Here is a 13,043-nt window from a genome sequence, read left to right as displayed (position 1 = left end):
GGCACTGGGCCGTGCTTACCCTGCTCACCGGCATGGCGCTGGCGGTGCTGGACGCGACCATCGCCAACGTGGCGCTGCCCACCATCTCGGCCGACCTGGGCATTTCCTCGGCCTCGGCCGTGTGGATCGTCAACGCCTATAACCTGACCGTGGTCACCATGCTGCTGCCGCTGTCGGCCGTGGCCGAGCGGGTGGGTTTTCGGCGCATGTTCGCCTGCGGGCTGGGCCTGTTCCTGTGCGGCTCGCTGGCCAGCGCCCTGGCCGGCTCGCTGGCGATGCTGATCGCGGCGCGCACCTTCCAGGGCGTGGGCGCGGCCACGCTGATGTGCCTGTTCGGCGGGCTGGTGCGCAACATCTATCCCATGCGCATGCTGGGCCGCGGCATCAGCGTGAACGCCATGGCCGTGGGCGTGCTGACCGTGATGGGGCCGACCATCGGCTCGGCCATCCTGTCGGTGGCCTCCTGGCCGTGGATCTTCGCGGTGAACGTGCCGATTTGCCTGGCGGCCTTCTTCGGCGTGCGCATGCTGCCGGACGTGCCGACCACGGCCAAGCCCTTCGACTGGCTCAGCGCCCTGCTGTGCATGCTGGCGCTGGCGCTGTTCATCATCGGCGTGGACCACCTGGCCGCGCGGCCAGGGCGCGCGCTGGGCCTGATGGCCGCGGCCGCGGCGCTGGGCTATGTGCTGGTGCGCCGCTCGCTGCAACGCCCCGCGCCGCTGGTGCCGGTGGACCTGCTGCGCGTGAACACGATTGCCTATGCGGTGGCGGCATCGGCCCTGTCCTTTGCCGCGCAGATGGCTTCGTTCGTCAGCCTGCCTTTCTATTTCCAGCAGGTGCTGCAGCGCGACCATCTCACCACGGGCCTGCTGATGGCCGCCTGGCCGCTGGGCGCGGCGGCTACCGCGCCGCTGGCCGGGCGCCTGTCCGATTCCCTGTCTGCCGCGCTGCTGGCCGGCATCGGTGCGGCGGCCATGGGCCTGGGGCTGCTGGCCCTGGTGCTGCTGCCGGTGGATGCGGGGCTGGGCTGGGTGGTGGCGGCCATGGTGGTGGCCGGCGTCGGTTTCGGCTTTTTCCAGACCCCCAACAATCGCGCCATGCTGACCGCCGCGCCGATCAGCCGCAGCGGCGCGGCCGGCGGGCTGCAGGCGGTGACGCGCGTGTTCGGCCAGAGCTTCGGCACGGCCCTGGTGGCGCTGGGATTCGGCCTGAGCGCAAGCGGCGGGCCTACCCATGCCCTGGCGCTGGGCAGCGCGTGCGCTTTCGCGGCGCTGGCGGTCAATGCCTGGCGCTATCGCCGCATGGGCTGAGCGGATGCAGGTTGTGACAACTGCGCCGGACCCCGCCACCTATAATCGCCCCGGCTGCGCAGGGAGCGACCGGGCTAGTCCGCAGCGTGCTTGAACCCTATTTGAACGAAGGCTGATGAGTCTATGAAAATCACTGTGATCGGCACCGGCTACGTGGGCCTGGTAACGGGCGCCTGCCTCGCGGACATGGGCAATGACGTGATGTGCCTGGACGTCAACGAGGAAAAGGTGCAGATGCTGCGCGAGGGCCGCATCCCGATCTACGAGCCGGGGCTGGACGAGCTGGTCGAGCGCAACGTGCGGGCCGGCCGGCTGCAGTTCACCACCGACGTGGCCGCCAGCGTGGCCTTCGGCGAGGTGCAGTTCATCGCGGTGGGCACGCCGCCGGGCGAGGACGGCTCGGCCGACCTGCAATACGTGCTGGCCGCCGCGCGCAATATCGCCGCGCACATGACCGAGCGCAAGATCATCGTGGACAAGTCCACCGTGCCCGTGGGCACGGCCGACAAGGTGCGCCAGGCCGTGGCCGGCGTGCTGGCCGAGCGCGGCCTGGACCTGCCGTTCAGCGTGGTGTCCAACCCGGAGTTCCTCAAGGAAGGCTCGGCGGTCAAGGATTTCATGAGCCCCGAGCGCGTCATCGTGGGCGCCGACGAAGAGCACGCCATCAGCGTGATGCGCCGCATCTACGGTCCTTTCCAGCGCACTCACGAACGCGTGATGGTGATGGACGTGCGCTCGGCCGAGCTGACCAAGTACGCGGCCAACGCCATGCTGGCCACGCGCATCTCGTTCATGAACGAGATCGCCTGCCTGGCCGAGGCGCTGGGCGCGGACGTCGAGCAGGTGCGCCGGGGCATCGGCGCGGACTCGCGCATCGGCCATCACTTCCTGTACCCCGGCGCCGGCTACGGCGGCTCGTGCTTTCCCAAGGACGTGCAGGCGCTCATCCGCACGGCCCAGGAGCATGGCGTGCCGATGCACGTGGTCAGCGCGGTCGAGGTGGCCAACCACGCGCAGAAGCAGCGCCTGGCCCAGAAGGCCATCAAGCGCTTTGGCGAGGATCTCTCGGGCAAGCGTTTTGCCATGTGGGGCCTGGCCTTCAAGCCCAATACCGACGACATGCGCGAGGCGCCCAGCCTGGAAGTGATCGCCGCGCTGGCCTCGCGCGGCGCGGCCATCGCCGCGCACGACCCGGTGGCCATGCACGAGGCGCGCAAGGTGCTGGCCGGGCAGCCGGCGGTCAGCTTCGTGGACGATATGTACGCGGCGCTCGATGGCGCCGACGCGCTCATCATCATGACCGAATGGAAGGTCTTTCGCGCGCCCGACTTCGAGCGCATCAAGTCGCTGCTCAAGACGCCCGTCATCCTGGACGGGCGCAACCTCTACGATCCGGCCGAGATGCGCGAAATGGGCATCCAGTACCAGGGCATCGGCCGCGGCTGATGCCCTGGCGGGCCGGCGTCACTGCATCTTGATGCCGGCGCGCTCGACCACCGGCCGCCATTTCTCGATCTCGGCCTCGATGAACTGGCCGAAGGCCTGCGGCGTGCCGGGCGTCACGCGCGCGCCCATGTCCGCCAGGCGCGACTGGATGTCCGGGTCCGACAGGGCCTGGGCAAAGGCTTCGTTAAGCCTGGCGATGGCCGGCTCGGGCGTGCCGGCCGGCACCAGCAGGCCGAACCAGGCTTGCGTGTCCATGTCCTCGTAGCCGGCCTCGCGCAGCGTGGGCACATCCGGCAGCGAAGGGCTGCGCTGCGGCGAGGTGACCGCCAGCGCCCGCAGCTTGCCTTCGCGCACGTTGTTGCGCACCGCCACGATGTTGTCGAACATCACGTCCACCCGGCCTCCCATCAGGTCCACGTGCGCCGGGCTGCTGCCCTTGTAGGGCACGTGCAGCATGTCCAGGCCCGAGCGCGCCTTGAACAGCTCGCCGGTCAGGTGATGGCTGGTGCCCGGGCCCGACGAGGCAAAAGTGATCGCGCCCGGCCGGGCGCGCGCCTGCTCCACCAGGGTCTTGACGTCGCGCAGGCCGGACTCGGGCGCGGTCACCAGCACCAGCGGCATGGCGGTCATGAGCAGCACCGGCGCGAAGTCCTTGCGCAGGTCGAAGGGCAGGTTGTCGTAGGTGTTGGCCGAGATCGGCAGCGCGGCGGTGGCCAGGGTCAGCGTGTAGCCGTCCTTGGGCGCCCGCGCGCCCACGTCGGTGCCGATGTTGCCGCTGGCGCCCGCGCGGTTCTCCACCACGACGGGCTGGCCCAGCGACTTGGCCGCCTTGGCGCTGATCAGCCGCATGATCAGGTCCGAGGCCTGGCCCGGCGGATAGGGCACGATGACGGTGACGGGGCGATTGGGAAAGTCCTGGCCGGCGGCGGCGGGCGAGGACAGGAAGGCGGCGGCCAGCAGCGCGCCGGCCAGTCCGATGGCATGACGACGATTCATGGTTTGTCTCCTCGGGCGCTTCGAGGACGGACGGCCGGCGTGTCGGAGGTTTCGAGCGCGTCTAGCCGTGCTTGCCCTGCGGGCCCGTTCTCTGGCGCATGCGTTCGAGCATGATCTGCCGCGCATGGTCCAGATGTTCTTTCAATAAGGTCAGCGCCGCGTCCAGGTCCTGCGCGCGTATCAGTTCGACCAGCCGCGCATGATCCGCATTGCCCGCCTGGGCCCAGCCTTCGCTTTGCAAGGTCTGGTGGCGGTACAGCGAGATCAGGTTGTAGATGGTCCGGAACTGTGCGATCAGGCGCCTGTTTCCGAGCGCGGCCACGATGGTCTCGTGGAACCGCTCGTTGGCCGCGGCGAGTTGGCGGCGGTCCTGCTGCGCCAATGCTTCGCTTCCTTGCTGGCAATGCCGTTGCAGCTGGGCACAAGTGCGCTCGCACAGCGGCGGATCGGCCGCCAGCCGGCGCAGCGCCTCGGCCTCGAGCAACCAGCGCACGTCGTAGATTTCCCGGACGTCCTGCGGATCCGGTACGGCCACGCGCACCTTGCGCCCGGGCATCATCTCGACCAGTCCTTCGTCGATCAGGATGCGCAGGGCCTCGCGCACGGGCGTGCGGCTGACGCCGAACTCCTGTGCGAGCTGGTTCTCGGACAACAGCTGCCCGGGAGGGATTTCGCCCTCCACGATGCGGCGCCGCAGCGGTTCGGCGACGCTTACCCACAAGGGATCGAAAGCATTGGCGCTAAACATGTGTCTCCGTTCGGTGGGCAAAGGCCTCGCCCAGGTATACGCGGTTCTTCAACAGTTCGTCTTGCAGGGCCTGGACCGCCAGCGTGCCGGCCTGGCCGCCCGCGGCGCTGGCCATCGCCGCGGCCGTTCCCGCGGCTTCGCCCATCACCAGGCATGGCGCCATGTTGCGCGTGGCGCCGTGGGCCACGTGGGTCGCCGAAACGCAGCGCCCGGCCACCACCAGGTTGTCGTAGTCCGCGGGCAGCATCGTACGATACGGGATGTCGAACGCGCCATCGCCGCCGATCTGGTGAAAGATCGCCTGGCTGCTTTCGGGCGCGTGGATGTCCACCGGAAAGCAGACCTGGCCGATGGTGTCCTCGAACTTGCGGCCTTCGAGCACGTCCTCGTCGCTGAGCTGGTAGCGGCCGTTGATGTTGCGCGATTCGCGCACGCCGGGGATGGCCGCCGGGATGCAATAGCTGTGCTCGAAGCCCGGCACGTGGCGCTTGAGGAAGTCGCCGATGCGCGCGCACTGCGCGGTCAGTTCCACCGTCGCGCGCGAGAGCTGGACCGGGTCGGTGCCGTCCAGGTCCAGCACGGCCGAGGTGTTGACGTTGATCTGGTCGGGCCAGACGGTGTTGAAGAACACGTGCCGGTCGCGGTTGGGGAACAGTCCTTCGGCCATGATGGCGTCGTTCCACTTCGAGAACGAGCCGTTGAAGTACACCGGGATGGGCTCGCCGCCTTCCGGCCGGCTCGCCATGGCCGGCGCGATCTCGCCCAGCTCGGCCGCGATGCGGCGCGTGTCCACGTTGTGAAAGTGCAGGATCATCGAGATCGGCTGCATGCGTTCCCGGGGGCCGTCGCCCTTGCGAAACGGCACGCCCGCCATGGCCGCGATGTCGCCGTCGCCGGTGGCGTCGATGACATTGCGCGCGCGCAGGGCATGCAGTCCGCCCTTGGCGGCAAAGCGCAGGCTCTCGATGCCGCGCCCGCGCGTCTGCACGTCCACCACGGTGGCGCCGTAGAGCACCTGGACGCCGGCGCGCGCCAGCATCTCGGTGGTCTTGATGCGGAAATAATTGCCGTCCACCGGCGTGACCGCGCTGGTGAAGCCCTCGTAGGGCACGTGGCCCACGGCCCCGCCCATGGCGATCAGCTCGTCCACGATCTCCTGGGCCAGGCCGAACACCACCTGCCGTCCGTAGCGGGTGACGTAGTTGTGCAGGCACAGCCCGGTGGTGGCATTGCCGCCCACGAAGGGGCGCGGTTCGAGCAGCAGGGTCCTGGCGCCCTGCCGGGCGGCGGCGATGCCGGCCGCCACGCCGGTTACGCCCCCGCCGATGACTGCGACGTCGCAATCGAATTCAGCCATGTCTTCCTCCTGTTTGGCTAATCTGTATACTTGTATACAGGTATGCAAACTGTAGAAGAAACGGAGGCCCCATGCAAGAGGCGCTGTTTTCCGGCTTTCGGCGCGGCACCGTGGTCTGCCGCGAGGCGGACGAGGAAATCGCCATCCCCTACGTCACGGGCGGCAGCGGCCCGCCGCTGCTTCTGCTGCATGGCTTTCCCCAGACCCACGCCATGTGGCACAAGGTGGCCGGGCCGCTGGCGCGGCGCCATACCGTGGTGGCGACCGACCTGCGCGGCTACGGACAGGCCGGCAAGCCCGCCAGCCGGGGCGGGGCGCGCTATGCCAAGCGCGCGATGGCGGCGGACCAGCTGGCGGTCATGCGGGCGCTGGGCCACGCGCGCTTTGCCGTGATGGGACACGACCGGGGCGCGCGGGTGGCGCACCGCCTGGCGCTGGACCATCCGCAGGCGGTTTCCCGGCTGGTGCTGCTGGACATCGCACCCACGCTGGCGATGTATGAACAGACGGACATGCGTTTTGCCAGCACCTATTGGCACTGGTTCTTCCTGATCCAGCCCGAGCCGCTGCCCGAGACGCTGGTCGGCGCGGACCCGGAATTCATGCTGCGGCGCTTCATGGGCACGCGCCATGCCGGCATGGATGCCTTCGATCCGCGCGCCTGGGATGAGTACGTGCGCCATGCGCGCGAGCCGGCGGCCATCCATGCGATGTGCGAGGACTACCGGGCCGCCGCCGGCATCGACCTGGAACACGACCGCGCCGACCGGTCGGCCGGCCGCCGGCTGGCCATGCCGGTTGCCGTGCTCTGGGGCGAGCACGGCGGCCTGGCCCGCTGCTTCGATCCGCTGGCCTTGTGGCGGGACTACGCCGCGGACCTGTGCGGCGAGGCGCTGCCTTGCGGGCACTATCTGGCCGAGGAGATGCCCGAGGCGTTGGTGGATGCGTGCCGGCGCTATCTGGAATGAGGCGCGCGCGTGTCAGCCCGATACCGCCCGGCCCGCTTCTATAATCCCCGCTTTGCCCGGCGCCGGGCGGAGCGCGCATGAGGATCCTGCAGCTGAATTTCGAGAAGGGCTGGCGCGGCGGCGAGCGGCAGACGCTGTATTGCATGCAGGCGTTTCGCCGCGCGGGCCACGCGGTCGAGCTGCTGACGCGCGCCGGCGGGCAGATGGCCGAGCGCGCCCGCGCCGAGGGCTTCGCGGTGCACGAAGTGCGCCGCGCGCCGGCCCAGCTGGCCTGGCTGGCGCGCCACGGCCGGCGCTACGACATCATCCACGCGCAAACCGCCAATACCCTGACCTGGGCGGTGCTGGCCAAGCCCCTGCACCGCGCCAAGGTGGCGTTCTCGCGCCGCACCTCCTTCACGGTGCGGCCCGGCGAGCAATGGAAGACCGGCTGGAAGTGGCGCCATGCCGACCTGATCGTGGCCGTCAGCGACATGGCGGCCGGCGAGCCGCGCCGGCTGGGCCTGGCGCCCGTGGTCATCCGCAGCGCGGTCGAGCCGCGCGCCATCGACCAGGCCAACGTCCAGGCCCTGGTGGCCGAGTTCGGCCTGCAAGGCAAGCGCGTGCTGGCGACCTCCGCCGCGCTGATCCAGGACAAGGACCCGCTGACCCTGATCCGCGCGGTGGCGCTGCTGGCCGGGCAGCGCCAGGACTTTGTCTTCCTGCACTTCGGCGGCGGCGGCAACCGCGAGCAGGCCGCGCGCGAGCTGGTGGCGGCCAGCGGCTTGCAGCAGGTCTACCACTTGGCCGGTTTCCGGCGCGGCGTCGAGGACTTCTACAGCATCATGGACGTGTTCGTGATGGCCTCGGAGGAAGAGGCGCTGGGCAGCAGCGTGCTCGATGCCTTCCTGCTGCGCGTGCCGGTGGTTTCCACCGACGCCGGTGGCCTGCGCGAAAGCGTGGGGGAAGGGCGCGGCTGCCTGGTGCCGGTGGGCGATCACCAGGCCCTGGCCGCCGGCATGGCGCGCATGCTGGACGATGCGGCCTATCGCGCGCAGGCGGTGGAAAAGGCCTACGCCTACGTGCGCAGCGAACACGACGTGACGCAGATGGGGCGGCGCTATCTGGCGCAGTTCGAGCGGCTGCTGGGGCAGTGAGGCCGCCGTCAGGCCCTGCTATGCGGGGCCGATGGCCTCGATCGGCATGCGCGTGTCGAACTTGGCCCGATGCACCGAGAAGAAGGTGCGCACGTTGCGCACGTTGGCCTGCGCCGTGAAGGCCCGGTGCACCAGCGCGTGATAGGCCGGCATGTCGCGCAGCTGCGCGACCAGCACGAAGTCCGGGCCGGGCGAGACGCGATAGCACTGCAGCACGGCGGGTTCGTCCTGCATCATGGCTTCGAAGTCGGCCATGCGTTCGGCCGCCTGGTTGTCCAGCGTGATCTCGATGATGGCGGTCAGCGTGCTGGGCAGGCGCGCCGGATCCAGCAAGGCCACTTGCCGCGCGATGATGCCGGCCTCGGTCAGGCGGCGCACCCGGCGCAGGCAGGTAGGGGCCGAGGCATGCACGCTTGCGGCCAGGTCCTGGTTGGTCAGGGCGCTGTTCTCCTGCAGCTGGGCCAGGATGCGCCAGTCCAGTTCGTCCAGTTGCAGGGATGCGGCGGCGGTTTCGCGCATGATTAGTTCATTCTAAGGCTAAACAAGAAAGAATATTTAATCACAAACATGTAAGGGAATAATCATTCAAATATACGATAAATAAGACATCAAATTTCTTGGTGCCTCCTGCACAATGCCCCCAATTCAATCGTTATGCAGGAGATCCCACCATGTGCGGCATCGTCGGCGCCGTCGCCCAGCGCGACATCACTCCCATCCTGGTCGAAGGCCTCAAGCGCCTGGAGTACCGGGGCTACGATTCGTGCGGCGTGGCCGTCTACCTGGACGGCAAGCTGCGCCGCACGCGCAGCACCGCCCGCGTCTCCGAGCTCTCGGCCCAGATCGGGCAGGACAAGCTCAACGGCTTGACCGGCATCGCCCACACCCGCTGGGCCACGCACGGCGCGCCGGCCACCCACAACGCCCACCCGCACTTCTCGGCGCAGGGCAAGGACGAGCCGCGCATCGCACTGGTGCACAACGGCATCATCGAGAACCACGACGAACTGCGCGAGGAATTGCAGGCGGCCGGCTACGTCTTCGAAAGCCAGACCGACACCGAGGTCATCGCCCACCTGATCAACCACCTGTACCAGGGCGACCTGTTCGACGCCGTGCAGCAGGCCGTGCGCCGCCTGCATGGCGCCTATGCCATCGCCGTGTTCTGCCGCGACGAGCCGCACCGTGTGGTGGGCGCGCGCCAGGGCTCGCCGCTGGTGGTGGGCGTGGGCAAGCACGAGAACTTCCTGGCGTCCGACGCGCTGGCGCTGGCCGGTACCACCGACCAGATCATCTACCTGGAGGACGGCGACGTGGCCGACCTGCAGCTGGACCGCGTGTGGATCGTCGACCGTGACGGCCGCCAGGTTGAGCGCAAACAAAATACCGTGCAGGTGCACAGCGGCGCCGCCGAGCTGGGCCCCTATCGCCATTTCATGCAGAAGGAAATCTTCGAGCAGCCGCGCGCCGTGGGCGACACGCTGGAAGACGTCGAGCGCATCACGCCCGAGCAGTTCGGCGACGGCGCGCACAAGGTCTTCAAGGAGATCGATTCGCTGCTGGTGCTGGCCTGCGGCACCAGCTACTACGCCGGGCTGACCGCCAAGTACTGGATCGAATCGATCGCGCAGATCCCGGTGGCGGTGGAGATCGCCAGCGAATACCGCTATCGCGACAGCGTGCCCAATCCGCGCACGCTGGTGGTGACCATCTCGCAATCAGGCGAGACGGCCGACACCCTGGCCGCGCTCAAGCACGCGCGCGCGCAGGGCATGAGCCACACGCTGACCATCTGCAACGTGGCCACCAGCGCCATGGTGCGCGAATGCGAACTGGCCTTCATCACCCGCGCGGGCGTGGAGATCGGCGTGGCCTCGACCAAGGCCTTCACCACCCAGCTGACCGGCCTGTTCATGCTGACGCTGGCCCTGGCGCAGGTGCGCGGGCGGCTGAGCGACGCGCAGGAGGCCGACCACGTCAAGGCGCTGCGCCACCTGCCGGCGGCCATCGGCTCGGTGCTGGCGCTGGAGCCGCAGATCATCGCCTGGGCCGAGCGCTTCGCCACCAAGGAGAACGCGCTGTTCCTGGGCCGCGGCATGCATTACCCCATCGCGCTGGAAGGCGCGCTCAAGCTCAAGGAGATCAGCTACATCCACGCCGAGGCCTATCCGGCCGGCGAACTCAAGCACGGTCCGCTGGCCCTGGTCACCGACGAGATGCCGGTGGTCACCATCGCGCCCAACGACGTGCTGCTGGAGAAGCTCAAGTCCAACATGCAGGAAGTGCGCGCGCGCGGCGGCGAGCTGTACGTGTTCGCCGACGCGGACAGCAAGATCGCCAGCGGCGACGGCATGCACGTGATCCGCATGCCCGAGCACTATGGCGTGCTCTCGCCGATCCTGCATACCATCCCGCTGCAGCTGCTGGCCTACCACACGGCCTGCGCGCGGGGCACGGACGTGGACAAGCCGCGCAACCTGGCCAAGAGCGTGACGGTGGAGTAGGGCGCGGCCAAGCCGTTCAAGGCAGCGCCACGCTCATGCCGCCGTCGGCCATGAGCACCGCGCCCACGATGTAGCTGGCCTTGTCCGAGGCAAGAAAGGCGATGACCTCGGCGATCTCGCCGGGCTGCGCCGCCCGGCGTATCGGCGCCTTCTTGCCATGTTCGGCAAGGAAGGCGGGCCCATCGGGGTGTATGTGGTTGGTGATGTTGGTCACCACGTCGCCGGACCCGCCGCCCCCGGGTTCTCCGTGACCGGCCGGAGTTCCCGGCTACACTGCCCGCGTTCTCCACCTGACAAGCAGCCCTGCGTGCCCAAGCCTTCCTTGCCCGACACCGCACCTACGCACGACCCGGCGGAGGCGGCGCTCTCGCCGCAGGCGCAGCGCGGCAATATCGCGCGCCTGACCATCGCGCAGGCGCTGGCCGGCGCGAATTCGGTGGTGGTCTACGCCACCGGGGCCATCGTCGGCGACATGCTGGCGCCGGCCAGGGCGTTGGCCACGCTGCCGCTGTCCGTCTTCGTGGTCGGCATGGCCGCGTGCATCCTGCCCGCGGGCGTGATCGCCCGCCGCCACGGCAGGCGGGCGGCCTTCCTGGCGGGAACCGGATGCGGCGTGCTGGTCGGGTTGCTGGCCGCGCTGGCCGTCATGCTGGGCTCGTTCTGGCTGTTCTGCCTGGCCACCTTCTTCGGCGGCGCCTATGCTGCCGTGGTGCTGTCGTTTCGCTTTGCCGCCGCGGACGGCGTAGCGCCGGCGCGGCGCGCCCGCGCCCTATCCTTCGTGATGGGCGGCGGCGTCGCGGCGGGCGTGGTGGGCCCGCAACTGGTGACGCACACCATGTACCTGTGGCCTGCCCACATGTTCGCCGCCACCTTCGTCGTGCAGGCGGCCGTGGCGGCCTTGTCGGCGATGGTGCTGGCCGGCGTGCGGCTGCCCCGGCCCACGCCGGCCGAAGCGGCGGCCAAAGGCCGGCCGCTGGCGGTCATCGCGCGCCAGCCGCGTTTCGTCATCGCGGTGGTTTGCGGCGCCGTGTCCTACATGCTGATGAACTTCCTCATGACCGCCGCGCCGCTGGCGATGCGGCTGTGCGGCCATTCCCAGGAGAGCGCCAATCTTGGCCTGCAATGGCACGTCATCGCCATGTACGCGCCGAGCTTTTTCACCGGCCGGCTGATCACGCGTTTCGGCGCCGGGCGCATTGTTGCGCTCGGGTTGCTGCTTACCGCGGTTTCAGCGGCGATCGGGCTCACCGGTATCGAGGTGGCGCATTTCTGGGTAACCCTGGTGCTGCTGGGCATAGGCTGGAACTTCGGATTCGTAGGCGCATCGGCGCTGGTGCTGGAATGCCACCGCCCCGAGGAAAAGACCCGGGTGCAGTCCTTCAACGACTTCATCGTGTTCGGCACCATGGCGATCGGCTCGTTCGCCTCCGGCGGGATACTGGCGGCCTATGACTGGGCCACGGTGCTGTGGGTGTCCTTCGTGCCCCTGGCGCTGGCCGCCGCCGCGCTCGCGGTGGGAGCGGGCGCGGTGCGCTGGCGGGGCTGAGGCCAGCGGCCTTCGCCGCCTGCCGCCTGCCGGCGGGCGGCATGCCGCCCTTTCACCACCGTCCCGTCGCCGCACGCGCCCCGCGGCCGCGGTGTCCGGCAAAACGCGCCAGCAGGAAATCCACGATGGCCCTCACCCGCTGCGCCCGGTTGTTCTGCGACGGGAACACCAGGTAGATGTCGGCGGGCGCCATTTCCCACTGCGGCAGCACTTGCCGCAGCGCGCCGCTGCGCAGGTGCTCGGCCACGTCCCAGGTCGAGCGCGCGATGATGCCCTGGCCGGCCAGCGCCCAGGCCACGGCCGATGCGCCGTCGTTGGTGCTCATGGCCCCGCGCACCTTGACCGACTCCTGGCGCGTGCCGTTGCGCAGGTGCCAGGTGCCGAAGGTGTCGTCGCTTTCGCGGATCACGATGCAACGGTGGCTGGCCAGCTGGCGGGGCGTATCGGGCATGCCCGCGGCCTCCAGGTAGGAAGGCGCGGCGCACAGGATGCGGCGGTTGTGCGCAAGCAGCCGGGCGGCCAGCCGCACGTCGGGGATTTCGCCGAAGTGCACCACCAGGTCCAGGCCCAGGTCCACCAGGTTCAATTGCCGGTCGCTCAGGTAAAGCTGCAGTTCCACCTTCGGATAAAGCCGCGTGAAATCCGCCAGGGCCGGGGCGATGTGCTGCCTGCCGAAGCCCAGCGTGGCGCCCACCTTCAACAGGCCATACGGCATATCGCTGCTATCGGAGATGCTGCGCTCCAGTCCTTCCAGCGCCTCGATGATGCGCGTGCCCTCGACCAGATAACGCTCGCCTTCGGGCGTGAGATGGATGCGCCGCGTGGTCCGGTGCAGCAGGCGAACGCCCAGGCGCGCTTCCAGCGCGGCCAGCCGCTTGCTGACCGCCGGGGGCGTGACGCCCAGTTCCTGCGCGGCGGCCGCCAGGCTGCCCAGGCGGTTGATGCAGGCGAAGAAGGACAGGTCGGACAGGTTGTTCATGAATTAGTAATTTGGAGTTACCTAAGAATTAAAAACTGGTGAATTAAGTTCCT

Annotated in this window: 11 protein-coding genes and 1 pseudogene; 6 read left to right on the top strand and 6 right to left on the bottom strand. The window is 69.0% G+C overall.

Annotation, left to right across the window (positions count from 1 at the left end):
- Positions 1-11 precede the first annotated feature (11 nt).
- A complete protein-coding gene (locus tag V8Z80_RS04400; RefSeq protein ID WP_442951934.1) occupies positions 12-1,310 on the top strand; it encodes an MFS transporter in 1,299 nt (432 codons plus the stop codon).
- Positions 1,311-1,433: 123 nt separating this feature from the next.
- Positions 1,434-2,756, top strand: coding sequence for a UDP-glucose dehydrogenase family protein (locus V8Z80_RS04395; RefSeq protein ID WP_155193317.1), 1,323 nt, complete (start codon positions 1,434-1,436; stop codon positions 2,754-2,756).
- A gap of 18 nt (positions 2,757-2,774) precedes the next feature.
- On the opposite strand, the gene V8Z80_RS04390 is transcribed toward V8Z80_RS04395, so the two are convergent.
- From V8Z80_RS04390 to V8Z80_RS04380, 3 genes are all read right to left on the bottom strand, one after another.
- Positions 2,775-3,752 (bottom strand): Bug family tripartite tricarboxylate transporter substrate binding protein, encoded by a 978-nt coding sequence (locus tag V8Z80_RS04390; RefSeq protein ID WP_155193319.1) that lies wholly within the window; start codon positions 3,750-3,752, stop codon positions 2,775-2,777.
- 61 nt (positions 3,753-3,813) lie between these two features.
- A complete protein-coding gene (locus tag V8Z80_RS04385) occupies positions 3,814-4,500 on the bottom strand; it encodes a GntR family transcriptional regulator (RefSeq protein ID WP_336061130.1) in 687 nt (228 codons plus the stop codon).
- Positions 4,493-5,857 carry an FAD-dependent oxidoreductase gene (locus V8Z80_RS04380; protein WP_336061129.1) on the bottom strand — a complete coding sequence of 455 codons (1,365 nt, stop codon included), beginning with the start codon at positions 5,855-5,857 and terminating at the stop codon, positions 4,493-4,495. Before V8Z80_RS04380 ends, V8Z80_RS04385 begins: the two co-directional genes overlap by 8 nt.
- Positions 5,858-5,928: 71 nt before the next feature.
- Here V8Z80_RS04380 and V8Z80_RS04375 point away from each other — a divergent pair, with 71 nt between their 5' ends.
- Together V8Z80_RS04375 and V8Z80_RS04370 are read left to right on the top strand one after the other, a co-directional pair.
- Positions 5,929-6,825 carry an alpha/beta fold hydrolase gene (locus tag V8Z80_RS04375; RefSeq protein ID WP_336061128.1) on the top strand — a complete coding sequence of 299 codons (897 nt, stop codon included), beginning with the start codon at positions 5,929-5,931 and terminating at the stop codon, positions 6,823-6,825.
- A 77-nt stretch (positions 6,826-6,902) separates the two neighbouring features.
- Positions 6,903-7,961, top strand: coding sequence for a glycosyltransferase family 4 protein (locus V8Z80_RS04370; RefSeq protein ID WP_336061127.1), 1,059 nt, complete (start codon positions 6,903-6,905; stop codon positions 7,959-7,961).
- 18 nt (positions 7,962-7,979) lie between these two features.
- Here the strand turns inward: V8Z80_RS04370 and V8Z80_RS04365 are convergent, their stop codons facing one another.
- On the bottom strand, positions 7,980-8,480 hold the full coding sequence (locus V8Z80_RS04365) for an Lrp/AsnC family transcriptional regulator (protein ID WP_155193330.1): 501 nt from the start codon (positions 8,478-8,480) through the stop codon (positions 7,980-7,982).
- 152 nt (positions 8,481-8,632) lie between these two features.
- Between V8Z80_RS04365 and glmS the strand changes: the two genes are divergently transcribed.
- Positions 8,633-10,465 (top strand): glutamine--fructose-6-phosphate transaminase (isomerizing), encoded by a 1,833-nt coding sequence (glmS, locus tag V8Z80_RS04360; protein ID WP_155193332.1) that lies wholly within the window; start codon positions 8,633-8,635, stop codon positions 10,463-10,465.
- A gap of 16 nt (positions 10,466-10,481) precedes the next feature.
- On the opposite strand, the pseudogene V8Z80_RS04355 reads toward glmS, so the two are convergent.
- Positions 10,482-10,694: pseudogene (locus V8Z80_RS04355) on the bottom strand (SDR family oxidoreductase); the annotation flags it as partial.
- 93 nt (positions 10,695-10,787) lie between these two features.
- On the opposite strand from V8Z80_RS04355, the gene V8Z80_RS04350 reads away from it, so the two are divergent.
- Positions 10,788-12,011, top strand: coding sequence for an MFS transporter (locus tag V8Z80_RS04350; RefSeq protein ID WP_336061201.1), 1,224 nt, complete (start codon positions 10,788-10,790; stop codon positions 12,009-12,011).
- A 52-nt stretch (positions 12,012-12,063) separates the two neighbouring features.
- On the opposite strand, the gene V8Z80_RS04345 is transcribed toward V8Z80_RS04350, so the two are convergent.
- Positions 12,064-12,990 carry a LysR family transcriptional regulator gene (locus tag V8Z80_RS04345; protein ID WP_155193334.1) on the bottom strand — a complete coding sequence of 309 codons (927 nt, stop codon included), beginning with the start codon at positions 12,988-12,990 and terminating at the stop codon, positions 12,064-12,066.
- Positions 12,991-13,043: the final 53 nt, after the last annotated feature.

This window comes from Orrella sp. JC864 (assembly GCF_037026685.1).
In the GTDB taxonomy this organism is placed as follows: Bacteria; Pseudomonadota; Gammaproteobacteria; order Burkholderiales; family Burkholderiaceae_B; genus Orrella.
This window is presented reverse-complemented; position numbering and strand designations above follow the sequence as displayed.